The organism is Bacillus sp. GbtcB10, from assembly GCF_019091365.1.
Classification (GTDB): domain Bacteria; phylum Bacillota; class Bacilli; order Bacillales; family Bacillaceae; genus Bacillus; species Bacillus altitudinis.
Window position 1 is genome coordinate 696,154 of sequence record NZ_JAGXJP010000002.1, and the last position, 22,692, is coordinate 718,845.

Below are 22,692 nucleotides of genomic sequence, written 5' to 3' on the forward strand. Positions count from 1 at the left end.
AAGTTATGCGTCAAAAGCTTCTTTTAATAAACGATACGATGTAAGACGGTCTTGCATGTGATGTGTGATGGTCACAGCGATCACTTCATCTGTACGATACACCTTTGCGAGTGCTGTCAGCTGCTGCTTCACAGAAGATGGTGTGCCAACAACCATTCTCTGTCGATTGGCTGCTACTCGTTTTTGTTCATATGGACTGTAGGAATAGGCCTTTGCCTGTTCAAATGAAGGAAAGCCTCCAAGGTTCTGTCCTTGTTCGTTAGCTAATAATGATAAATCTAAGCTAACAGCCAATTTTTCTGCCTGTTCCTCTGTTTCTGCACATAAAACGAAGACCGCAAGACTGACACGCGGCTCAGCACCAAATTCTGAAGGTTCAAATCGGTTGATATACTGCGACACAGAGTCTTCTCCGCCTTCTCCATTAATGAAAAGAGCAAACGTATAGCCTGCACCTGCTTTTGCGGCAAGCCGTGCACTTCCTCCAGAGGAACCTAGCATCCATACCTCTGGGGCAGTATCTACTTTCGGAGAAGCGGTCAGGTGAGGCAGCGGATAAAATTCATCGGCTAAATCATGTAAATACACCCTTAATTCTTCTACCTGCTCAGGGTATTGATCACCAAGTCGCTTCCGTTCTCCATGATGAAGGGCAATGGAGGAGATCGGCATACCTCCAGGAGCACGTCCAATGCCAAGATCAATTCTGCCCGGAGCCAAGGCTTCGAGCACTCTGAAGTTCTCTGCTACTTTATAGGCACTGTAGTGGGGCAGCATGACGCCGCCTGAACCAATACGGATATGTGACGTCACAGCTGATAAATGACCGAGAAGCACCTCTGGACTCGATCCTGCGAGCCGGTTTGAAAAGTGATGCTCTGATACCCAAAAACGATGATAGCCCCATTTCTCTGCCTGCTTCGCCAGCTCGACGGTTTGCTTCAGTGCCTCAGCAGGCGTCGCATCTCCAATCAAAGGAGATTGATCCAGTATACTTAATTTCATGATGTCGCACCTCTTACACAAATCCCCCTCTCTCACTCGAAAGGGGGATTTCCTGATTTATTTTCGATTAAAGCCCTTCTCTTTCACAAAATCTCCGAGGAAAGCACGTTTTGGCTGGCTAAAGCCTCGAAGCATTTGCTCAGACCATGTATCTTTTCTCTCACCGTTTGTTCGTTCTTCATAATATGATGAAATACGATCATCGTATTCTTTTAAATAACGATCCACATGAGCTTCGTCTTGCTGATATGTGTTTTCATGGTAGATCAGCTCAACAGGTAGCCGTTCCTTTTGAGATGATGGATTGGCAGGATGTCCTACAGCCAGGCCGAATAGCGGCAGCACATAGGAAGGTGTTTCAAGTAACTCGGATACTTCCTTCAGCTGATTACGCAGTCCGCCGATATAGCAGATGCCAAGTCCCATAGATTCTGCGGCGACACTGACATTTTGCGCAGCGAGCGCCGCATCAATCACACTGATCAGAAAAGCTTCAGTATTTTCAAGCGCCTCTTGATGGTTTTTCCCTGCTTTTTTTGCGATATAATCATGGCGTTTCAAGTCTGCACAGAAAACAAAAAAATGCCCATTCTTCTCAACGTATGGCTGATTTCCAGCCAGTTCAGCAAGCTTCGCCTTCTTCTCCTGATCTGTTACACCAATGATACTATACGCCTGTACATAGCTTGATGTCGAAGCAGCCTGGGCACTTTTGATAAGTGTCAACACTTCTTCCTCTGTCAGACGCTCATCTGTAAACGAACGGATGGACCGATGATTTAAGATGGTTTCTATCGTTTTATTCAATTCGAAGACCTCCTTCACTCCTACTATCATAAGACAAATGAATATTGCTTTTCAAAAGTTAGAACTCACGCCAAAAAGGCAGCCTACGCTTAGACTGCCCTTTACCCGTTTTATTTAAATAAATAACTTTGATATTTCGTTAATTGAACACTTGCATTATAGGCGATACCAAATCCAATCAGAACAGATAAAACAGAGCTTCCCCCGAAGCTGATGAATAAGAGTGGTATCCCCGTTACAGGCATGACGCCTATGTTCATGCCAATGTTCTGGAATGTATGGATGACAATCAATGCTGTATATCCTACACAGAAAAATGACGCAAACCGGCTATAAGGATGGATACGGTCGATCAGTACAACAAGCCTGTAAATCAGGAAGAAGAACATGATCACCACAAATGCGCAGCCGACAAAACCAAAGGCTTCCCCTATGATAGAGAAAATCATATCTGTCTGAGCTTCTGGAACATATACTTTTAAATTTTTAACACCGTTCCCGAAAATTTGTCCTGCCCCAATTGCCATAATGGCTTGCTCGACTTGATATTTATCAGATCCAGATGCATCCTGTGTCTGGGCTTGGTTGGCTGTCGAAGAACTATCAGGCAGCCAAGCGGTAATCCGGTTGATCTGATACTGCTGAATCCCGATCTTTTGTGCAAAATCAGGGAATAGAATAATCACGGCTAACACAGCGGCAACTAAGAGCACAACCACTGAACCGATGAGAGAGATCAATTTCCAGTTGACCCCTGATAAAAAGACCATGACAACGACAATAAACATACATACCGCAGCCGTACCTGCATCTTGCAAAAAGATGAGTCCGACTGGTACAGCAGCCACGCCGGCAATTTTTAATAGTAGGAAAATATCATCTTCTAATGTTCGTTTTCCTCTTGGGGTTGCCTTCCCAATGACAGAGGCGAGCATCATAATCAAACCAATTTTCATGAACTCTGAAGGCTGAAATGTTCCAATTCCCGGTAACACAAACCAACTTTTTGCACCATTTTTAATTGGAGCAAAATCATGACCTGCAATTTGTGCAGGAGCAATTTTTAAAAGAATTAAGAGCATAATGCCGCCTATAAAAATATATAGGCTTAACTTTTCTAATTGTTCCAGATCGAAGTAATTAATAGCCACAATACAGATGACCCCGACCATGTAGTAAATGATCTGTCTGGTCCATGCATTAGATCCATATTGCCCAAACTGTCCCGCAGCATAAATAGCGATGACACTGATGGCAAAGAAGGCTAAAAATATAAAAATCAAATCTCCTTGATAGTAAGGAGATGTATTCTGCTTGTTCATGAACTAACCACCCTTATTACAAAACATAAAAGCCCTTATTTATATTAGATTGAAATTTTCACAAAAGCAACTCACCTTAAATATGACGGAAGTGACACCTGAAAGGTTCCATTCTAATTTCAAAAAATGAAATACTTTTCATCCTAACAATAGGAAAAAATCCCTTTCCACTCTATCATGACAACCGATCATAAGTCCTTTAAAAAGATTATTTTACAGATTTTAAGGGGAAAATTCAATGACTTATGTGGCGATATGATAGGTGAACATCTTGCCAGCATAAGCTTAACTGAGGTATAAGAAAAAAACAATTTCTGCGGAATAAGGCCCATTTTCCAATTATTGAGTTTACTTCAAAGTCAATTGTGGTATAATATTTGTAACAAAATGTTCACAATATCTCCTAAAAACAGACACAATTGCATCCTGACCTCTCATTTGAATTGAACATCAACTTACAAAGGAGTTGGATACGATGGATATGTTCTTTGCGTACCTATGTATTGCAACAGCTACACCCCTGTTTTTATGGTTGGAAAACAGAAAGATTGCATTAGCATCTATTCCACCCATCATGATTATGTGGATTTTCTTCGGTCTTTACATGACAAGCAGTTTATCTCCAGCAGGACATACCTTCATGATCGCATTCTTTGCCATTAACGTGATTCTGGCTCACATTGCAGCTTTCCTCATCTATGGACTTCCATTCATTCGCAAAAGATTCAGCAGCAGATAGATATCGCATCATCAATTGGAAGCGTTATCACGATCAGCATAAAAACCACTCACCTATGAAAGATGAGTGGTTTTTTATTATTTCTCTGAATGCTCAGACTGCTTTGGCGCAGATGGTGAATAACCGTCTTTGCTGTTCTCTCCGTGGCTGTAGTGAGCCGCGAAGATCCAAACAGACCCGATGACGAAAATGATCGCACAGAACAGACCAAACAAAGTATTTCCGACTTGAACAGTCCCGTTCTCACTCTCTGTCATATGCATGAACATGAACAGCTGCAAGAATGCTTGAATGAAGGCAAAACCAAAGATAATCCATAGTTTTGCGGAACTGCCAATTTCAGCTCCGATAGCAATCCAGAATGCTAAGATGGTTAGCACAATGGAGAGAATGAAGCCGACTACGTGTTTCCAAGGGAAGTGTTCGTGCTCTGCTGAGGAATGTGTTTTTCCAGCCATATCACAAAAGCCCCCCTAATCCGATCAAGTACACAGCTGTGAAGATGAAAATCCATACAACATCAAGGAAATGCCAGTATAGACTTGAGATAAAGATCTTCGCTGCTGTTTGTGGTGTTAATCCACGTTTTTTAATTTGGAACAAGACACCTGTAATCCAGAAGATACCGATGGATACGTGTAATCCGTGAGTTCCTAAAAGAACAAAGAATGCAGACCAGTATGCACTTGTATGGATGCTCGCACCCTCATGTACATAATGGAAGAATTCGAAAATCTCAAAACCAACGAAGCCTGCACCTAGAAGCAGTGTCAGAATCGTCCAAATGACAACCCCTTTTGTACTTCCACGGCGCATTTCATGAACGGCAATCCCGCATGTAAATGAACTCACCAATAGCAGGAATGTCATGATCAATACAAGCTTCATATCAAATAGCTCAGCTGGCAAAACGCCGCCAGCTGTTCTGCCATGAAGAACAAAGTAGGTCGCAAAAAGTGTTGAGAATAACACGATTTCCGCGCCAAGGAATATCCAGAAACCAAGGATGTTTAAACGTCCTGTTTCAGACTGATATTCAAGCGGTGCATTTGCATAGCTGCTATCATTATGTCCCATTACTTCTGCGCCTCCTTATTCTTTTTCTCTGTTTCAATCACTTCTTCAACAGGAATATAGTAGCCATCGTCATATTCAAATGAACGTAAAATCATTGTTGCGAATACACCGATTAAGCCGATAACGCCAATCCAGTACCATTCAAATACAAGACCGAATGCACCAAGTCCGAAGAATGCAGACATGATCAGCGGTCTGCCTGAATTGTGCGGCATGTGAATTTTCTTGAATTCTTTTTCAGGATGAACGTCTACATTGTTTTGCTTCCAATGATGGAATGCATCTGGTGACGTCACTTCTGGAAGTGCTGCAAAGTTATAATGCGGCGGAATTGCAGAAGATGTCGCCCAGTCAAGCGTACGTCCTTCTCCCCAGCTGTCTCCAGACACTTCACGTTTCGCGTGTCTCCAGCTGTAGTAAATGTTATAGCAAAGGATGATGAATCCGATACCCATCATGAATGCACCAATTGTTGAAATAAAGTTTAGTGCAGTCCAGCCATCTTCTGGTCCATACGTATAAATACGTCTTGGCATTCCTTGCAGTCCTAAGAAGTACTGCGGGAAGAAACAGATGTTAAATCCGATCATGAATACCCAGAAGAACCATTTGCCGATTCGTTCGTTTAACTTGTAACCAAACATTTTCGGATACCAGAAAACAAGACCTGCAAAACAGGCAAATACAGTACCTGCGATTAATACATAGTGGAAGTGGGATACTAAGAAGTACGTGTTATGGTACTGGTAATCCGCAGCTGCCATCGCAAGCATAACCCCAGTCACACCACCGATTACGAAGTTCGGGATGAAACCAAGTGCCCAAAGCATTGGGGATGTAAAACTGATACGGCCTCGATACATTGTAAAGAGCCAGTTAAAGATTTTCACACCTGTTGGTACAGAAATCGCCATTGTTGTAATCGAGAAGAATGAGTTAACCGCTGCACTGTTCCCCATTGTAAAGAAGTGGTGAACCCACACAAGGAAACTAAGAACAGAGATTGCCACAATCGATACAACCATCGCTTTGTAACCAAACAACTGCTTTCTTGAGAACGTCGCAAAGATTTCTGAGAAAATACCGAAAGCCGGCAGGATAACGATATATACCTCAGGATGTCCCCAAATCCAGAAAAGGTTCGCCCAAAGCATTGGCATACCGCCCGCTTCGAGTGTAAAGAATGCTGAACCGAATAAACGATCGAATGTCATAAGTGCTAAAGCAACTGTTAAAACAGGGAATGCGAAAACGATAATGACAGACGTGATCAATGTTGTCCATGTAAACATCGGCATACGCATAAGCGTCATACCTTTTGTACGCATTTTTAAGATGGTCACCATGAAGTTAATACCTGTCATTAGTGTACCAATACCTGCAATTTGGAGCCCGAGCAAGTAGTAGTTCTGTCCAGGTCCTGGTGAGAAATCATTTCCGGCGAGCGGCATGTAACTCGTCCAGCCTGCACTTGGTGATCCTCCAATAACGAAGGAAATGTTGAACAGCATTGCTCCGACCATAAATGTCCAGAAGCTCAAGTTGTTCAAATACGGGAATGCAACGTCACGTGCACCAATTTGAAGAGGAACCACGACATTGATTAAACCAATTAAGAATGGCATCGCCATGAATAAAATCATGATCGTACCATGCGTTGTGAAAATTTCATTATAGTGGTTTGAATCTAAAAACGTATTATTAGGAAGCGCCAGCTGCGCGCGCATCATCAGTCCGTCTACCCCACCGCGGAAGAACATAATCACAGCAGCAAGGATATACATGATTCCAAGCTTTTTATGATCAACTGATGTCAGCCATTCTTTCCAGAGCCATTTCCACTTTTTGAAGTAGGTTAAAACAAACACAATGGCAATGGAAGTAAGAGCGATAGAAATTTGCGCACCAAGAATTAATGGGTCTCCAGTTACAAAAAACTCATCCCATTTTAAATGCATAACGGCCTCCTCCTTTCCTTAGTCAGTTTATTCGTTTTCTAATTTTCTTTTATAGTTCTTCACATTCTCGAAAGGATCTGTCTTGGAATGCGGAGAAACTGATTGGTAACCTAAACGTTTGCGTGCTTGGAGTGCATATTCAGAATCCTCTCCGTGCTTCGCAAAAGATAAATGTGTTGATGAGAATGTCTGCACATCTGCAGCATCAGGAAGCATCAAGTAGTCATACGTTTTCTTCGTTAACTTTGGTGCTTCTTTTTTCGTTTTATTTACCCATTTATCATAGTCAGACTGCGTCATCGCATTGACTTTGAATTTTTGCTGAGCAAAGCCTTCGCCTGTGAAGTTGGCGTTTCTTCCTTCATATGTGCCTACTTCATCAGCTTGAAGATATTGTTCCATTTCCATTCCAGCCATCGCATACTTCTCCCCGCCTAGCTGAGGAATCCATAGAGATGCCATTGTATCAGCGGAAGTGATTTTGAATAAAACCGGCTGATCTTTTGGAATGTTTAAGTAGTTCACTGTTTCAATATTTTCCTCTGGATAGCTGAAGATCCATTTCCAATCAACTGCTGTAGCATAAACGACAAGTGGATCTTTATGACTTGTTGCTTGAGGCGCCTCTTCCAAAGAGTAAATGGTTTTTACAGTTGGAACTGAAAGGGCAGCAACGATTAATATTGGGATCACTGTCCAGACAACTTCTAGAAGCGTATTCCCGTGTAGTTCTGGGTTATAAGAGGCGTTTCCAACGTCCTTACGCTCACGGTATTTAACCAAAATGATGGTAAACAGTACAAATACCGCACCAACGATAAAGAGCATGAATCCAATAGATAAAAGGATTAAGTCTTTTTGTTGTGCTGCGACTGGTCCTTTAGGATCTAAAACAGCGATATTGCTGCAACCTCCTAATACAAAAACACTCACGAGCATCGCTAATAAAAGCATAGGTTTAATGGCTCTGAACAAGAAGATCACCATCCTTCCTTAAATAATGTATAAATTGCTGAATAATTGTGAAAAGCCATCTGCCTTCGAAAACTTTTCTTCCCTTTGTAATGCTATCAAAATCTGTTGGAGTTAGCTCCCCTTTTTTCAAAAGTTCATTTATTTTTCAACAGATTTCTATTGAAATGTCATAAATTCGCCATAAATTTATATTATTGCACACACAATAAATTTCTAGGAATTTGAAAAGTTGAGAGTTGAAGGCAAAGGACAAACAATCAAGAACTTTGTCAAATTTAGGTTTACCACAATAAAAAAGTTTGGTCAAATTTCAATTTAACTTTATGAAATTTTATCTAGGTAAACAATTCTAAAATAGGTATCCCCATATTTAACAAAAACCTTACTCATTTTAACGCAAGTCGACAAGAAAAGAAAGTATCGATCCTCCCCCTATGCGCTGTAATGATTGGTAATGGTGATAAATGAGTGGAAACTCGCTAAAGACTTCCAGCAAAAAACCGGCTCATCGCCGGCTTCTCATTATTCGTCTCTCACCAAAATGTCTGGTCGTCTATAGATGCTTCCTTCATGTTCTATGTCTATATACGTCCACTTGCCTGTATAGGTTAAAAAGCGATTTCCTTCTTTCTCGACGACCATCGTATCTTCTGATTTCAATCCTGGTAAGGAAGGATTCCAAGTGAATACTTGATGAAGCTGGATCTCTTCCACGGATGAAGGAACTGCAATGATCTCTCTAGACACAAATCCAGTCTTGCCTCCTTGGTGAAGCTTTTTCCAGCTATCAGGAAAGCCTTCTTTTTCATATTGAGCAATGCCTGCCTTCAATACATCTCCAATGGTGTTCCCTGGACGAGTGGCCGCATTCATGACCGTGTCAATTCGCGCAAGCCTTTCTTTGTTTTCTTCAAGCTCCTTTGGTAGCTGTCCAAAGTAAACGGATCTTGTGACATTTGCCACGAGTCCATGCCGTTCAGCACAAAGGACAACCAGTGCATGCTTTTGAAGTGCTTTTTCTGTTGGGATCGGGTGGCGATATTGATGAATCCGGTCATCTGTCGCCACAAGCAGCACTTCTATCGTCATCCCCTGCCCAATCGCTCTTTGAGCAACAAGCGAAGCAATTTCATGCTCCGTCTGTCCTGGAACGATTTCTTGACAGACACTTTCTACAATAACCGCTGTGTCATGACAAAGGGTTTCGTATTGGCTGAGCTGTGGCGCTGAAAGGATCGATCGAACACGAGACAAATCGGGTTCGATCCACTCCACTCCTTCCATGTGAATGTCCGCACCGATTCGTTTGTCTTTTATGAGTGTTTGAATGTAAGGAGTCTCATCCTCAAACCAATCCATTGTGACGACTTGAAAGGGATGGTCAAAATACGCCATTTCTTCTTCAATGATTCGTTTTTCTTCCATTTGATTCACAACTAGAACAATGTCGTCTTTCAACACAAGTAGCTGACAAACGCCCTCTGGCGTGTTTAACACAATGTGGTTTCTTCTTCCTCCTGTAAGCCAAGAAAAGTTATTACGCTTTTGAATCAGAACACCATCGAGTTGTTTTTCTTCCATTAAAGTTCTTACCTGTTCAATCATCAACTCATCACCTGCCTGTATGGAGTGTTTGAACGAAACGTTTAAATGCTGTTTTCCCTTGCTCTGTTCTTTTAAACACACCCGCCTGCGCGAGTATACGAGAAAAAATGAGGCCGATTTCTTTTTGTAAAATGGTTTCTACGTTGTCCTTCGTAAAGGTATTCTCTTCGATCAGACGCTCTGCCCATGACTCGTGCTTCATGATAGGCGGACAGGCTTTGATTTCTTCAAGAGGGTTTTTGGATAGCAGCGCCGCTTTTAGCTGGCTTAATTCCGCTGCTAATCTTCCAGGAAGCACGGCGAGACCCATGACTTCGATTAATCCGATATTCTCTTTTTTAATATGATGAACTTCTTTGTGCGGATGGAAGATTCCGCCTGGGTGCTGCTTGTCTGTACGATTATTTCGTAGCACGAGATCTAATTCGTACTCATCCCCATGGCGGCGTGCGATCGGTGTAATGGTATTGTGCGGGGTCTCTCCTGTATGTGAGAACAGCCCCGCTTCTGGATCTGAATACATTTTCCACTCATGTAATATAAAATCCGCTGCCTCCGCAAGCGTCTGCTGGTCGCTGCTTTGAAGCCTGATCACTGACATCGGCCATTTCACAATACCCGCCTTCACCCTCGGAAACTTTTCGAGAGAAAACACTTCTTCCATCTTTGCTTTCGCCATCGGAAATTCATGAGCACCACCTTGAAAGTGGTCATGACTTAATATGCTGCCTCCAACAATGGGAAGATCAGCATTTGATCCTATAAAATAGTGCGGATATATAGATATGAAGGAAAGCAGACGCTCGAAGGTCTTTTTAGATATCTGCATTGGTTCATGCTCGCCCTTGAACACAATACAATGTTCGTTGTAATACACATACGGCGAGAATTGCATAAACCACGACTCATTTGTAAGTGTTACCGGAATAATCCGGTGATTCTGTCTTGCTGGGTGATTGATGCGTCCCCCAAACCCAACGTTTTCTTTACAAAGGAGACAAAGAGGATATTGCTTTTGACTAAGCTGTTTGGCTTCAGCGATCGCTTTTGGGTCCTTTTCCGGTTTCGATAGATTAATCGTGATCTCAAGCTCACCATCTTCTGTCGGTGTAAACCACTGCACATTTTTGGCGATTCTGCCTGTATGAATATAGTGGGCATGCTGCTGCATTTCATAAAACCAGCTTGTCGCTGCCTTTGGTCCGCAATGCTTGCGTTTCTCTTCAAACTTTGCATAGATGACACTCGGAGGCGCCACCAAGCAGCCCATGATTTTGGCATCTAATAAATCACGATACGTATCTGTCCCGTCAGGAATAAGACCTGTTTCAACTGCCCAATCGAGCATCGGCATTAAGATGTCTTCAAGGTCGCTGTCTCCTGAGACTGTTCTTGCCTCAGCATCATCGAGACCAAGCACCTCTAGCAGCCGGTTCCTTGTATAATCCATATCTAGTGGTGATATCAGCTCTTTATTAACCCCATATTGAATCAGCTGTTCTAGCTTTTCAAAAATATCAATCGCCATTCCCTTTGTCTCCTCCCCTGCCTGCTACACGTTACTCACTTTGATAGCCATCTGGATGTTTCTGAAACCAATCCCATGCACTTTGAATGATGGTGTGGAGATCTGCATATTGCGGCTTCCATCCTAGTTCTTTCAGCGCTTTTTCTGATGAAGCAATCAGCTTAGCTGGATCACCCGCACGTCTTTCTGCCACCTGTGCTGGAATGGCATGCCCCGTCACTTCTCTTGCAGCTTCTACGACCTGCTTCACAGAGAAGCCTGTGCCGTTCCCTAAGTTGTACGTCGCACTTCCTTTTCCTTCACGCAGACGCTCAACCGCTAGAATGTGCGCCTCTACTAAATCCATGACATGAATGTAGTCTCTAATGCATGTGCCATCCTCTGTTTCATAATCCTCACCGTAAATCATGATTTGATCACGTTTTCCTAATGCCACTTGCAAAATAATTGGGATTAAATGCGTTTCTGGCTGATGATCTTCCCCGACAATCCCTTCTGTATGAGCACCGGCTACATTAAAATAACGAAGCACAACATATTCAATACCATATGCCTGCTCAGACCACTTCAGCATTTTCTCAATCGCGAGCTTTGTTTCCCCATAAGGATTTGTTGGGTTCGTCTCATCCGTTTCAACGATCGGTACACGCTTTGGTTCACCATATGTCGCAGCAGTTGAAGAGAATACAATGCGTTTCACATCAAATTCATTCATCACCTGAAGTAAAGCCGTTGCCCCTCCGACATTGTTGTCATAGTACTTCAGCGGGTCTGTTACACTTTCTCCAACAAGTGAATCTGCCGCAAAGTGCATGACCGCTTCTATGTCATGCGTTTGAAAAACCCGTCTTAAAAAAGCATGATCCCTTAAATCTCCCTCTTCTAATACGGCACCCTTTACGACTGCCTCTTTATGACCTGTCTGCAAATTATCCACAATTACTACTTGTTCTCCTTTAGCCAAAAGAGCCGCTACCGCATGACTGCCAATAAAACCTGCTCCCCCACATACTAAAATTGCCATCAAAATTCCTCCTTCGTTAATTCTCTAGCGCCGCCTCCAATTCCAGCTGTGTAAAAAGAGGCTTGAATGCCTGTTTTTTCTTGATAAATCGCACCTGTTTCTTCTATAAATGAGTCCAGAAGCTCTTCTTTCACAATGCTGACGGTACAGCCCCCAAAGCCAGCACCTGTCATACGGGAACCAATCGCCCCTGGATGTTGCCATGCGGCTTCAGCCAGTGCATCTAGCTCAAGCCCAGTGACTTCATAATCATTCTTTAAAGAAAGGTGAGATGCCTTCATGAGTGCACCTAGTTCTTCCATTTTATCATCTTTCAGAAAATTTACTGCTTTCATGGTCCTCTCGTTTTCCGTGATGGCATGTCTTGCACGTCTTCTACACGTTTCATCTTGTATCAAATGATCATGCTTAGCGAATTCATCCTCCGTGAGCTCACATAAATGACCGATATCTAATTCTTTTCTAAGATCGCTTAAAGCAGATTGACATTCCGAACGGCGCTCATTGTATTTGGAATCTGCAAGTGTTCGTTTTTTATTTGTATTGGCAATGACAAGTGCCAGACCCTCTTGCCGAAATGGGCTGTATTCAAAGGAAAGTGTGTCACAATTGAGCAAAATAGCGTGACCATCTTTTCCAAGACTAATTGAAAATTGATCCATAATGCCGCAGTTCACGCCAATAAACTCATTTTCAGCACGCTGCGCAAGAAGGGCTAGGTCGATTTGCGTTACACCGAATGACGACCATTCATTGATCAAGACAGCCGTGACGAGCTCAATAGAGGCAGAAGATGACAGACCTGCGCCATTTGGAATATTGCCAGCATACACAATATCAAAGCCTTCTTTCACATCCATGCCTGCTTCGATAAACTGTTGGAATACTCCCTTCGGATAATTCGCCCAGCCGTCCGATTTTGAGAAAGCGATTTCAAAAAGGTCGAACTCTTTCACACCTTCTTCTTCAAAATTCAAGGAATACATTCTGACGCGTCCATCTGATCGTCTTGCTCCCGCAGCATATGTACCAAGAGTGAGTGCACATGGAAAGACATGGCCCCCATTATAATCTGTGTGTTCACCAATCAGATTGACTCTGCCTGGGGCGAAAAAATAGCGGAGTTCTTCCTGATCTCCAAATTGCTGGTGAAATGCTGCTCGTAATGTGTCGATCATATCCATTCCCCTTTTCTCTTCTGATAATCTTATTTTAGTTGCCCCGTCAGCTGAAGTTCAATGGTAAAAAAATCGTTAAAAAATACCCTTTTTTTGCTGTGAATGGTACGATGTGATATGAGGTGTAACATGATTCAAAATAGAAAAAGGTTGTTTTTTGCTGTGAAGGAGGGTTTCCAATTTGAAGAAGGAAGCATTTGCATTTCGTTTTCACCATTCTGATGTGACATTGCCGGCCCAAATCTGGTCTGTTGGCTGGGAAGTTCAATCATCTTCGTTATACAGCTGGAATGGCGTAGAGCGGAAGGATCAGGGCAAGTGCATCTTTCAGCTCACACTGTCTGGACACGGCATGATTGAAATCGGACAGAAACGATTCAAAGTATTGCCTGGACAGGCCTTTCTGGTGAAAAGCCCCAGTGCTTATCAATACTATTTTCCAGAAGACAGTGAACATTGGGAATTTCTCTATTTAACACTTTATGGGGAAGCCTGTGACCTTTGCTTTGATCAATTTATCGATCAAGGAAAGCAGGTCATGCGTTTTCATCCGAATTCCAAACCGATCCGCCTGCTAAAGAAGATTTATGATGAAGCCAGTGAAAGACGGATTACCAATCCATTTGAGGGGTCTAGCCTTGCTTATCAATTTGTCATGGAACTGTATTCATATTTGCCAAAGCTTGAGGGACAAATGGAGAAATGGCCTGAGCCCATCGTCCAAGCGGCCTTATTTGCAAGCCACCATTTTCACGAGGAGATTGGGCCTGACGATATGGCAGCTGCGGCACGTTTATCCAAAAGTCATTTTACGAGGGAATTCAAAAAGGCCACTGGCTTCACACCGATTCATTATTTAACCAATATTCGTTTAGAAAAGGCGGAAACGTTACTGAAAACAACGAAATACTCGATTGAAGAAATCGCCATACAGTGCGGCTACCGAAACGCGAATTACTTGAATAAAGTCTTTCGAAAGAAAATCGGCATGTCTCCAAAGCAACTCCGGGAAACAAGCGATGCATAATAAAAAGCAGCCGCTTTTCAATTGGCTGCTTCTTTTACGCTTTCGTCAGGTCAACACGAATTCTCCCTTGTCTTAAAACAATGGTCATTTGCGTATCAGGGGTCATTAAATTTTCTAAAATGTCCGTTGCTGTTTGAAGCGCAATGTCCATTCGGTTGATCTTTTCCTTTTCTTGCTCAGAAAATGCTTCTGGATGTGCGGTCATTTCCTTGACTAGCCTCAACACTTGTTCATGCTGCTTTTCTGTTTGTTGATATATGGCATCATATAATTCGTCTGGCCTGCTGCTCATTTCACATCACCTATCTTTTTCATGTGTTAAATCGCATCTTCTTTTGTTTTCTTGAAGACGAACCATTTACTGGCGACATAATTGACCACGACAATCACAAAGTTAACAAGAATTTTTGCGACGGTTTCGTTGAGCGCCATTTGGCTCACAAATAAAATCATCAACCCCAGATCTACACCTAGAGACATGAGACGGACACTAAAAAATGAAGAAAGCTCACGCATCAGGCTTTTTGTGTCACGAGCCTTTTGCTTGAAGACATACTTCTTATTGGTGATATAAGCAAAGAGCACAGCAAATACCCATGAAACAACCGTTGCTGTTTTGTAATCCATAGAAAACATCTCAACGAATAAATAGAAGCTGACTATGTTGACAATGGTTGTACACACACCCATGATCAGATACATGACAACTTCTTGATACTTTTGAAAAAGGCTATACATGTCTTTCTTCATTCCTTCTTGGTGAATTCTGTTTCTTTTAGAATACCATCTTAAGAAGAACTTCCCAAACGAACAATATGTGCGTCCTGTAAAGATGAAATTTGTTCTCGCTGATGGCATATGTCAACCTTATGGGTTTATATGAGTCAAATGATTTAGGTCTTTATCATTATTTTAATTTATAATCTTTTAACTGACTTTACAATTGTTTATTATGAGAAGTAAGAATTCAATATTTATGGGTTTTTTAGTCATTTTTTTAGGGACGTGGTAGGTGATAGATTTTACAAAATAGGTTAAATGTCATCATTTTTCGACAAAAATCTATTTTTGTACTCCATTCACATACACGTACAGTTACTAGACGGTTTGTTCAAGTCATTGGTTGCAGATGAATATGTCTTATTGAACTGGAGGATATTATGGATACGCAAGTGAAAAGAAGAGTTGACGAAGAGTGGGTTTATTTGATTCAAGAAGCGAAAAAAATTGGACTAGGCATCGAGGAAATACAAGCTTTTTTAACATCCAACGGTGATCAGAAGATGATAAACAAACCGTAATCAACGCCGTTATCCTTTGTCTTTCAGATTGCTTTGGCTAAAGTTCTAACCTGTCAATTGACCTTTTAAACATCCTTTCATGACGATACGCTACAATAATTGAACACCTCATCATACCAATCCCTTCCACTCAATGGGGTTCTGTCTTTCTATTTTTAGGAGGACAGTCCGTTCCCTGTTCTTTATATGACCCCTTTTTAGCTGTCATTCATGAAAATTGCCCATTTTCGTTATAAAACCAAGCTCCCCACCCATATATTAAGCATAAGACACAAGAAAGAAGAAAGGTGGGTGGCGCGTGAGTTCAGATTCCCTATCTTATTATCATCAAAAGAAGGATCAATATTATCACGGTGTGAACCCTGTGATTGTCCATCGTATTCGCAAGGAATGGACGTCTATCTTGGATATCGGATGCGGCACAGGCCAGCTTGGAAAAGTCTTAAAACAACAAGACCGTACCATATATGGAATTGAATCTTTTGAAGATGCAGCAAAGCAGGCTGAGAAAGCGCTGGATCATGTTTTATGCGGCAATATTGAACAGATGGCGCTGCCTTATCAGCATGAACAATTTGACTGCATCATTTTCGGAGATGTTCTTGAACATTTATTGGACCCTTGGGCCGTTTTAAAAAAGGTCAAACCTTTTCTGAAAAAGGAAGGGGTCATCTTGTCTTCCATTCCGAATATTGGTCATATTTCAACGGTTTTAGAATTACTGGCTGGGAGATTTTCTTATACAGATGCAGGATTAATGGATCAAACACATTTACGCTTCTTTACCCTTCACGAAATTCATGCCCTCTTTCAGTCAGCCGGGTTTCATGTTCGTGAGCTTGAAACCATTCGTGTACAACACCCTTCCTATACGGGCGTCATGAATGATCTACATGAATTACTCGTAAAACATGGCATCCGTTTTGATTTTAACGAGGCAGCGACAGCCTATCAATACGTGGTTGAGGCGGTTCAACTCAATGAGTAGCCCCACCATCTTATTTGTTTTATGTGTAAATGATGAGTCGATGTTTCAAGCTTGCTTCCGGCAGCTCGCTTCACTTCCTGCTCCGCACGGGTATCATGTAGAGGTTTTGCCCATTAGACATGCATCAAGTATGGCCTCTGGATACAATGAAGCTCTCACTCATCCTGCACAGTTTAAAATTTATCTTCATCAAGATACACTCATCGTCAAACAGCATATGCTTCTCGAGCTGATCCCACTTTTCTTGCAAAATCCGTCACTTGGCATGCTTGGGGTAATAGGTGCAGAAAGTGTGCCAGACAATGGAATCTGGTGGGAGAGCCATGATTGCAGAGGGAAAGTCATTGAATATCGGCACGACACCTATCAGCTACTGACGTTTGAATCTGGTCATCCACAGACAGAGCCCCAAGGTTATATCAAAGCTTCTGCTATTGACGGTCTTTTTATGGCAACACAATATGATATCAAGTGGCGTGAGGACCTCTTAGACGGGTTTCATTTTTATGATGTGTCACAATCTTTTGAGTTTGCACAGCAGGGATATGAGGTTGGGATTGCAAGGCAAGAAGAGCCCTGGTGTTTACACAAATGTGGAGATCATTTTGATGCAGAAGCATATGAAAAAGCAAGACAAACATTTCTTGCGCATTATCGGTAGAAAGCACCCTTTTCGGGTGCCCAGAATGTAGAGAAACTCATGTTTTTCTACATTCTTTTTTTATTTTCCACGTCATGATGTTAGGTGAGCATGAATGAAAATGCCTCCCACACATGTCTTGAAATGGCCTTTTGGTGCTTTTGAGATCTTGTGCAGCTTTCAAGAAAAGGACACGGAGCTCATACTTTCGGATCTGATTTGTAGAACCGATAACCTTTCCGATCCGTTGTTGTATATGCTTTTCTCTATTATAAAATGGGGAGATGTAAGTTTTAATGGGGACAATAAAGCTGTCGAGATTTTCTCGACAGCCTGACAGACCCTAAAGGTCTGTTTGATTCATCAAGTAGATAATCTAGAATCACGGGTTCCAAAACGAACATCAGGATTTTCACTAGAACGGGTTCCATTCCTCACAGCAAAATCGTTATCTTGTTGAGATAAAGTTATAAGAGGAAAATCCTCAGTAGTAACGCTACTGCCTGTAGCATTTCTTACAGTCAGATCAGTGGATTCTGGAGAAGTAGCATTTCTTGAATTCACATCAAAATCGACAGATGATAATGAGATCACACCTAGCAATGTTGAAGCACTCAAAAAACCAGTAAGAACCGTTTTAAAATTCATATGAACAGTCGCCCCTTTGGATTTGTTTTCGGGCGTACATCACTTTTTCATACATTTTTACAGATTCATCCATACGCCCATTCTCATTATAGTACCGAGCCGCTTCGAGCGCTAGGTCTTCCATGTATGGATAACCCCTCTCATTCTCTAATTTTTCCAATGAGCTCATGACTTCACTTAAGTTTGCTGTTTTTAAAAATAAAATTTCCAATACCATCAGTAACGATAAAAATAGATCATTTTTTCTATTCTTCGCTTCTTCCCAGCCTCTTTTGAAAAATCTTTCACCCTCAATAAATTCCTTTTGACTCAAATGAAATAACGATAATTCATAATAAACCAAAAGCAACTCTGTAGCATTAATAGGCTCTCCTTCTAGAATAACCTGATTAAAATAAGCTAGTGCCCTATTAAAATCACCTAATCCTTTAAAACAACACCCAATATTAAATAATGACTTCACAATCATTGGCTTATTAGACATTGCCTTAGATTTTTCTAAAGCTGACAATAAATGAGGAAGCGCCTTTTCTCTGCATTCAAAATCAATGAAATTACCTGCCATAACAGTTAGACAATTAATTTCTCGAATCATATAAAGGGAATTGCTCTTATGTGCCTTATAAGTATCATAAGAAAGACCAACGTAATACATAGATACGTGTGTCTGTTTCATGTGATAAAACACTTCTGATAATTTGTAATAAAATTCAGCTCTTTCTAACTCATCCCCTACTTGCTCCAGGCGCTTTTCCGCGCGCTTATAGAACACAATAGCTCTAATAAACTCACCTTTTTTAAATTCATACATTCCTTGAAAAAAATTAAAATAGTATTCAAGAATGGCTGACATCTTCTTGCCTTGTCCTTCTACAGCTTTCAAGTAATCCGATTTTTCAAGTGGTTCTTTAGAAGGCTGCACATAGTCTGTCATCAATTGATGACGGAACTCCATCAACTGAAAATAAAGAACCGCCTGTTCATCTTCTTCCATGACATCGATTTCTTTTCTAACCTCTTCTCTTAGCTTCTGAGCCTCTTTAACATTGAATCTTTTTATTTGCTTATACCATTCATTTATCTTGATCGCTACAACTGGAGACGGTATAGACGCCATCTACAATCCCCCTAGAAAACCAATTTTTAATAAATGTTAGCACAACAACTCCTAATAAAACCCTATTTACCCATTTATATGTAAAGTTTTCGGCATAGCGCAAGCACTTTTTAAGCAAGTAGGGCACAAGACATATCGGTTTTTATACGCAATCGCATTGGTGTTTTTGAAATAGGCGCCATGTATTTTAAATAACAAAAAAACAGGCTCTTTAGCCTGTTCTTTATTATCCAGTGATGACCATATTGATGAATGGGACACTTAGTAAAAAGAAAACAACAGCAAAAATAACTTTATACCCCATCTCTTTTTCTTTATTATTCTTACGTTTTTTCATATAAACAGCAAAATAACAAGCACCATTTAACATCATCAATACTGATATTACCGTCATCATAAATTCGCCTCCCAAATAAAAGAACCTAAATTGCGGTCACCGCAACCCAAAAAGAAATTTTCCAACGAATTCCCAAATGCGAATCAATCAATGATAGGATGAAAACATGTCAAAAAAGGAGGGAGCACTATGAATTATTATGCTGTTGTATTTTTTTACGCCGCCACTTAATAAAAGCCACTGAAAACACAAGAAGTAAAATCGCAATAAGCTTGAAAATAAAGCGAGTGAAGAAAGTAGCATCTTCGAACTCCGTTGCAAAGATACAAGCCCCTATGATTATCCCGATCATGCCTACTACCCAATTCCAAAACACATCAATCACTCCTCAATTAACTTTTTTTAAAAGAAAAGCATTTTTTATCCATATGTTTATTATTGCACAAAAAACAAGGGGGAAATATCCAAAATGAAAAAGTTCATAATCGGACTTTTAGGCCTGACGCTATTTTTAACAATTCCATTACAAACCGTAGCCGCAGTAACCCTAGAACCTCAAGAAATTAAAGAATCTTATCAAACTGAAATTGAAGGCAAACTACATACTTTCAATTCTGTAGTGAAAGGCAGCACTCAAACAATAACGATTGATAATGGTGAACAAATAGATAGCGTCTCTTATGACCGGGCAAAAGAAGAACTCCGTATTAACAATGAACTAGTAGACATTAAAGAATTTAAAGAAGTTGGATCAGAATTATTAAGTGAAGACGACGAATTTAACACAAAATCAAACAAAGATTATCAGTGGAGACTTGTAAAAACCTATAAAAACAAATTCAACGTTACTCTTGCTATTGTCGTTCTTGTGACAACAACAATTTTGGCATTACCGACAGGGACCGGTGCTGTTGCTGGCGCAGTCTTGACACTAAAAGCAATAGCCATACTCGCTACAACAGTAACTACAGCTTCAGGATCAACAGGTCAAAAAGTCTTTCATTACACATTCAAAACATACTACAGCCCGAAAAATGGTTACTGGAACAACAAATTTGTCCTATCTGTCTACAAAGATTCAAAGCGTAAAAAGCATGTTAAAACAGTTTCACATACGACACGTCTTGGGAAAAAATATTAAAAGAGAAGCAGGCTCCATCAGCCTGCTTCTCTACATGTTTATGTAATGTAATTCTTGATGTTAATATGCCAACGCATTATGACCTAAAATGTTTCATTTGCTAAATCGAATCTACAGACTATGTGACAATGGATATCACAGAGTTTTTTTCTTTGATCTTATATTTGATTTCCAGCTTCTTGTGTTTATTTTCATTTTCCCAATATTTATATCCACAATTGATCAGGCTAAGCACCCTTTTCGGGTGCCTTTTTTATGATATACTGTCATAAACAACCAGATCGGCTCATATGCATTGGAGTACCTTGTCCCTAATTCGTACAAAGGAGGAAACAATGGCAGACAAAAACGTTCATTATAAGAAGGTTGCCGCTTCAAAGGATTTTCGAAAACTTCTTGAGGAAAAACGCAGATTTATCGTACCGATGACGATTTTCTTTTTTCTCTTTTACTTTTCACTTCCGGTTGCTACATCCTACTTCACCTTTTTGAACACGCCAGCAATTGGAGCGATCACGTGGGCTTGGTTATTTGCCCTCACGCAATTTGTGATGACATGGGTTTTATGTGGGCTTTATGCAAAAAAAGCATCTCAGTTCGACAAATATGTAAGCGCTTTAAAAATTGAATCAAGAGGTGATGACGAATGAGTATGACCGCTTTTATTTTATTCATAGCGATCGTAGGGCTCACATTGGTCATCACGTATTTTGCTGCGAAAAAAACAAGCAATGCGAGTGATTTTTACACAGCAGGCGGCGGTCTGACTGGGTTTCAGAACGGCCTTGCCATTGCCGGGGACTATATGTCTGCTGCTTCATTTTTAGGGATCGCCGGCATGATCGCCTTAAATGGATTTGACGGCTTTTTCTATAGTATTGGTTTTCTTGTAGCGTATCTTGTCGTCCTTTATGTCGTGGCTGAACCGCTTCGAAATCTAGGAAAATATACGATGGCTGATATGATTGCTGCACGATTCAAACGCCCTGCTATTCGAGGCGTGGCTGCTTTTAACACCATCACGGTTTCCACTTTTTATATGATTGCGCAGCTTGTTGGGGCAGGTGCATTAATCAAGCTGCTTCTTGGCATTGATTACTGGATTGCGGTGCTGATCGTAGGTGTCTTGATGACCATTTATGTCGTGTTTGGCGGCATGATCGCAACAAGCTGGGTACAGATCACGAAAGCTGTGCTTCTCATGCTGGGCACGCTGATTATTTCGCTGCTTGTGTTTGCCAAGTTTGATTTTAGTCTGCTGAAGATGTTTGAACAGATGAAAACAGCGACCCCGCTTGGTGAAGCTTTTCTTCACCCAGGAAATAAATATGATGTGCCTTTAGAGACCCTGTCTCTGAACCTTGCACTTGTGCTTGGAACAGCAGGTTTGCCGCATATTTTGATCCGTTTTTATACGGTAAAGGATGCCATTTCTGCGCGTAAATCTGTTCTATCCGCTACGTGGATCATCGGGATTTTTTATTTAATGACGGTTTTCCTCGGCTTCGGTGCCGCTGCTTTTGTCGGAACAGATGCAATTACGGCAGCCGATGCAGCAGGAAACATGGCAGCACCACTGCTTGCACAGGCCCTAGGGGGAGATTTATTATTTGCCTTTGTTTCCGCTATTGCCTTTGCGACTATACTGGCAGTGGTCACCGGTCTCGTTTTATCCGCCGCGTCTGCCTTTGCTCATGACTTTTATAGCCAGATTATTCGCAAAGGAAAAGCGAGTGAACGTGAACAGGTGAAGGCGGCACGCTTTGCTTCTATCGGCGTGGCCATCCTTTCCATCATTCTTGCATTATTTGCGCAATCTTTAAACGTCGCTTTTCTTGTGTCACTTGCCTTCGCAGTGGCAGCAAGTGCGAATTTACCGTTGATTATCTTCACTGTCTTTTGGAAACGATTTAACTCAACAGGGGCTATCGCAGGAAGCTTAACAGGTCTTCTGAGCGCACTCCTGATCGTGTCACTCAGCCCAAGCGTCTGGGACCCATCAGGGGCAGCCATTTTCACAGGAGAGCCGCTTATCCCACTATCGAACCCTGGGATTATCTCGATCCCGCTTGGATTCCTTGCGGCTTACTTAGGCACCATTTTCTCCTCTGAAAAAGCAGATGAAGACACCTTTACAGAAATTCAAGTAAAAGCACACACAGGTATGCATATGGATACAGATTGATGAGAAAAAGCCGGCTGCTCTGCCGGCTTTTTCAGTGCAATTTCAAAACTGTATTCAATATGGGATAAATTGGCCTTTTAATCTCTCTTT

24 protein-coding genes are annotated in these 22,692 nt (G+C 41.4%); 8 read left to right on the forward strand and 16 right to left on the reverse strand.

Going from position 1 to position 22,692, the window contains the following annotated elements; translation table 11 throughout:
• Nucleotides 1–3: 3 nt before the first annotated feature.
• From KVT11_RS08920 to KVT11_RS08930, 3 genes are all read right to left on the reverse strand, one after another.
• Nucleotides 4–1,008, reverse strand: a complete 1,005-nt coding sequence (locus KVT11_RS08920) for an LLM class flavin-dependent oxidoreductase (RefSeq protein WP_309234332.1) — start codon at nucleotides 1,006–1,008, stop codon at nucleotides 4–6.
• Nucleotides 1,009–1,062: 54 nt separating this feature from the next.
• Nucleotides 1,063–1,812, reverse strand: a complete 750-nt coding sequence (gene nfsA, locus KVT11_RS08925) for an oxygen-insensitive NADPH nitroreductase (protein WP_047945824.1) — start codon at nucleotides 1,810–1,812, stop codon at nucleotides 1,063–1,065.
• A 110-nt stretch (nucleotides 1,813–1,922) separates the two neighbouring features.
• A complete protein-coding gene (locus tag KVT11_RS08930; RefSeq protein ID WP_008345489.1) occupies nucleotides 1,923–3,134 on the reverse strand; it encodes an FtsW/RodA/SpoVE family cell cycle protein in 1,212 nt (403 codons plus the stop codon).
• 475 nt (nucleotides 3,135–3,609) lie between these two features.
• On the opposite strand from KVT11_RS08930, the gene KVT11_RS08935 reads away from it, so the two are divergent.
• On the forward strand, nucleotides 3,610–3,873 hold the full coding sequence (locus KVT11_RS08935; protein WP_008345491.1) for a spore morphogenesis/germination protein YwcE: 264 nt from the start codon (nucleotides 3,610–3,612) through the stop codon (nucleotides 3,871–3,873).
• A 77-nt stretch (nucleotides 3,874–3,950) separates the two neighbouring features.
• On the opposite strand, the gene qoxD is transcribed toward KVT11_RS08935, so the two are convergent.
• The 8 genes from qoxD to KVT11_RS08975 form a co-directional block, all read right to left on the reverse strand.
• Entirely contained in the window at nucleotides 3,951–4,331 is a 381-nt protein-coding gene (gene qoxD / locus KVT11_RS08940) for a cytochrome aa3 quinol oxidase subunit IV (protein WP_007497818.1), read from the reverse strand.
• A 1-nt stretch (nucleotide 4,332) separates the two neighbouring features.
• Complete coding sequence (gene qoxC / locus KVT11_RS08945; protein ID WP_007497820.1) at nucleotides 4,333–4,950, reverse strand: cytochrome aa3 quinol oxidase subunit III; 618 nt, start codon at nucleotides 4,948–4,950, stop codon at nucleotides 4,333–4,335.
• Nucleotides 4,950–6,908 carry a cytochrome aa3 quinol oxidase subunit I gene (qoxB, locus tag KVT11_RS08950; protein ID WP_008345496.1) on the reverse strand — a complete coding sequence of 653 codons (1,959 nt, stop codon included), beginning with the start codon at nucleotides 6,906–6,908 and terminating at the stop codon, nucleotides 4,950–4,952. Before qoxB ends, qoxC begins: the two co-directional genes overlap by 1 nt.
• Before the next feature lie 27 nt (nucleotides 6,909–6,935).
• Complete coding sequence (qoxA, locus tag KVT11_RS08955; protein WP_089374137.1) at nucleotides 6,936–7,892, reverse strand: cytochrome aa3 quinol oxidase subunit II; 957 nt, start codon at nucleotides 7,890–7,892, stop codon at nucleotides 6,936–6,938.
• 513 nt (nucleotides 7,893–8,405) lie between these two features.
• Nucleotides 8,406–9,488: a M24 family metallopeptidase gene (locus tag KVT11_RS08960; RefSeq protein ID WP_008345497.1), complete on the reverse strand. Its 1,083-nt coding sequence runs from the start codon at nucleotides 9,486–9,488 to the stop codon at nucleotides 8,406–8,408.
• Nucleotides 9,489–9,495: 7 nt separating this feature from the next.
• Entirely contained in the window at nucleotides 9,496–11,016 is a 1,521-nt protein-coding gene (gene galT, locus KVT11_RS08965; RefSeq protein WP_058213469.1) for a UDP-glucose--hexose-1-phosphate uridylyltransferase, read from the reverse strand.
• 31 nt (nucleotides 11,017–11,047) lie between these two features.
• Nucleotides 11,048–12,040: a UDP-glucose 4-epimerase GalE gene (galE, locus tag KVT11_RS08970; RefSeq protein ID WP_017368288.1), complete on the reverse strand. Its 993-nt coding sequence runs from the start codon at nucleotides 12,038–12,040 to the stop codon at nucleotides 11,048–11,050.
• Nucleotides 12,040–13,218, reverse strand: coding sequence for a galactokinase (locus tag KVT11_RS08975; RefSeq protein ID WP_026050176.1), 1,179 nt, complete (start codon nucleotides 13,216–13,218; stop codon nucleotides 12,040–12,042). The genes galE and KVT11_RS08975 overlap by 1 nt, the downstream gene beginning before the upstream one ends.
• Before the next feature lie 181 nt (nucleotides 13,219–13,399).
• Between KVT11_RS08975 and KVT11_RS08980 the strand changes: the two genes are divergently transcribed.
• Nucleotides 13,400–14,245, forward strand: a complete 846-nt coding sequence (locus KVT11_RS08980; protein ID WP_007497828.1) for an AraC family transcriptional regulator — start codon at nucleotides 13,400–13,402, stop codon at nucleotides 14,243–14,245.
• A 34-nt stretch (nucleotides 14,246–14,279) separates the two neighbouring features.
• Here the strand turns inward: KVT11_RS08980 and KVT11_RS08985 are convergent, their stop codons facing one another.
• Together KVT11_RS08985 and KVT11_RS08990 are read right to left on the reverse strand one after the other, a co-directional pair.
• Entirely contained in the window at nucleotides 14,280–14,537 is a 258-nt protein-coding gene (locus tag KVT11_RS08985; RefSeq protein WP_008345502.1) for a hypothetical protein, read from the reverse strand.
• Nucleotides 14,538–14,563: 26 nt separating this feature from the next.
• Nucleotides 14,564–14,947, reverse strand: coding sequence for a GtrA family protein (locus KVT11_RS08990; protein ID WP_024719496.1), 384 nt, complete (start codon nucleotides 14,945–14,947; stop codon nucleotides 14,564–14,566).
• Between the two features lie 458 nt (nucleotides 14,948–15,405).
• On the opposite strand from KVT11_RS08990, the gene KVT11_RS08995 reads away from it, so the two are divergent.
• The 3 genes from KVT11_RS08995 (at nucleotide 15,406) to KVT11_RS09005 (ending at nucleotide 17,195) form a co-directional block, all read left to right on the forward strand.
• On the forward strand, nucleotides 15,406–15,546 hold the full coding sequence (locus tag KVT11_RS08995) for an anti-repressor SinI family protein (RefSeq protein WP_008345506.1): 141 nt from the start codon (nucleotides 15,406–15,408) through the stop codon (nucleotides 15,544–15,546).
• A gap of 298 nt (nucleotides 15,547–15,844) precedes the next feature.
• On the forward strand, nucleotides 15,845–16,534 hold the full coding sequence (locus tag KVT11_RS09000) for a class I SAM-dependent methyltransferase (RefSeq protein WP_017368290.1): 690 nt from the start codon (nucleotides 15,845–15,847) through the stop codon (nucleotides 16,532–16,534).
• Nucleotides 16,527–17,195: a glycosyltransferase family protein gene (locus KVT11_RS09005; RefSeq protein ID WP_144609978.1), complete on the forward strand. Its 669-nt coding sequence runs from the start codon at nucleotides 16,527–16,529 to the stop codon at nucleotides 17,193–17,195. The genes KVT11_RS09000 and KVT11_RS09005 overlap by 8 nt, the downstream gene beginning before the upstream one ends.
• A gap of 342 nt (nucleotides 17,196–17,537) precedes the next feature.
• On the opposite strand, the gene KVT11_RS09010 is transcribed toward KVT11_RS09005, so the two are convergent.
• The 3 genes from KVT11_RS09010 to KVT11_RS09020 form a co-directional block, all read right to left on the reverse strand.
• Complete coding sequence (locus KVT11_RS09010; RefSeq protein ID WP_048003004.1) at nucleotides 17,538–17,822, reverse strand: hypothetical protein; 285 nt, start codon at nucleotides 17,820–17,822, stop codon at nucleotides 17,538–17,540.
• Complete coding sequence (locus KVT11_RS09015) at nucleotides 17,812–18,939, reverse strand: response regulator aspartate phosphatase (RefSeq protein WP_047946596.1); 1,128 nt, start codon at nucleotides 18,937–18,939, stop codon at nucleotides 17,812–17,814. Before KVT11_RS09015 ends, KVT11_RS09010 begins: the two co-directional genes overlap by 11 nt.
• A 226-nt stretch (nucleotides 18,940–19,165) precedes the next feature.
• Entirely contained in the window at nucleotides 19,166–19,336 is a 171-nt protein-coding gene (locus KVT11_RS09020; RefSeq protein WP_017368292.1) for a hypothetical protein, read from the reverse strand.
• A gap of 409 nt (nucleotides 19,337–19,745) precedes the next feature.
• Between KVT11_RS09020 and KVT11_RS09025 the strand changes: the two genes are divergently transcribed.
• The 3 genes from KVT11_RS09025 (at nucleotide 19,746) to KVT11_RS09035 (ending at nucleotide 22,602) form a co-directional block, all read left to right on the forward strand.
• Complete coding sequence (locus KVT11_RS09025; protein WP_007497834.1) at nucleotides 19,746–20,417, forward strand: hypothetical protein; 672 nt, start codon at nucleotides 19,746–19,748, stop codon at nucleotides 20,415–20,417.
• A gap of 335 nt (nucleotides 20,418–20,752) precedes the next feature.
• Nucleotides 20,753–21,067: a DUF485 domain-containing protein gene (locus tag KVT11_RS09030; protein WP_017368293.1), complete on the forward strand. Its 315-nt coding sequence runs from the start codon at nucleotides 20,753–20,755 to the stop codon at nucleotides 21,065–21,067.
• Nucleotides 21,064–22,602, forward strand: coding sequence for a solute symporter family protein (locus KVT11_RS09035; RefSeq protein WP_007497838.1), 1,539 nt, complete (start codon nucleotides 21,064–21,066; stop codon nucleotides 22,600–22,602). The genes KVT11_RS09030 and KVT11_RS09035 overlap by 4 nt, the downstream gene beginning before the upstream one ends.
• Nucleotides 22,603–22,692: the final 90 nt, after the last annotated feature.

Coding starts and splice junctions, on each gene's coding strand:
- KVT11_RS08960 (WP_008345497.1), bottom strand. CDS start 9,488: ATGATTGAACAGGTAAGAACTTTAATGGAAGAAAAACAACTCGATGGT.
- KVT11_RS09005 (WP_144609978.1), top strand. CDS start 16,527: ATGAGTAGCCCCACCATCTTATTTGTTTTATGTGTAAATGATGAGTCG.
- KVT11_RS09025 (WP_007497834.1), top strand. CDS start 19,746: ATGAAAAAGTTCATAATCGGACTTTTAGGCCTGACGCTATTTTTAACA.
- qoxB (WP_008345496.1), bottom strand. CDS start 6,908: ATGCATTTAAAATGGGATGAGTTTTTTGTAACTGGAGACCCATTAATT.
- KVT11_RS08930 (WP_008345489.1), bottom strand. CDS start 3,134: ATGAACAAGCAGAATACATCTCCTTACTATCAAGGAGATTTGATTTTT.
- KVT11_RS08985 (WP_008345502.1), bottom strand. CDS start 14,537: ATGAGCAGCAGGCCAGACGAATTATATGATGCCATATATCAACAAACA.
- KVT11_RS08995 (WP_008345506.1), top strand. CDS start 15,406: ATGGATACGCAAGTGAAAAGAAGAGTTGACGAAGAGTGGGTTTATTTG.
- galT (WP_058213469.1), bottom strand. CDS start 11,016: ATGGCGATTGATATTTTTGAAAAGCTAGAACAGCTGATTCAATATGGG.
- qoxD (WP_007497818.1), bottom strand. CDS start 4,331: ATGGCTGGAAAAACACATTCCTCAGCAGAGCACGAACACTTCCCTTGG.
- KVT11_RS09030 (WP_017368293.1), top strand. CDS start 20,753: ATGGCAGACAAAAACGTTCATTATAAGAAGGTTGCCGCTTCAAAGGAT.
- KVT11_RS08975 (WP_026050176.1), bottom strand. CDS start 13,218: ATGATCGACACATTACGAGCAGCATTTCACCAGCAATTTGGAGATCAG.
- KVT11_RS09010 (WP_048003004.1), bottom strand. CDS start 17,822: ATGAATTTTAAAACGGTTCTTACTGGTTTTTTGAGTGCTTCAACATTG.
- KVT11_RS08935 (WP_008345491.1), top strand. CDS start 3,610: ATGGATATGTTCTTTGCGTACCTATGTATTGCAACAGCTACACCCCTG.
- qoxC (WP_007497820.1), bottom strand. CDS start 4,950: ATGGGACATAATGATAGCAGCTATGCAAATGCACCGCTTGAATATCAG.
- KVT11_RS08990 (WP_024719496.1), bottom strand. CDS start 14,947: ATGTATCTGATCATGGGTGTGTGTACAACCATTGTCAACATAGTCAGC.
- galE (WP_017368288.1), bottom strand. CDS start 12,040: ATGGCAATTTTAGTATGTGGGGGAGCAGGTTTTATTGGCAGTCATGCG.
- KVT11_RS09020 (WP_017368292.1), bottom strand. CDS start 19,336: ATGATGACGGTAATATCAGTATTGATGATGTTAAATGGTGCTTGTTAT.
- KVT11_RS09035 (WP_007497838.1), top strand. CDS start 21,064: ATGAGTATGACCGCTTTTATTTTATTCATAGCGATCGTAGGGCTCACA.
- KVT11_RS09015 (WP_047946596.1), bottom strand. CDS start 18,939: ATGGCGTCTATACCGTCTCCAGTTGTAGCGATCAAGATAAATGAATGG.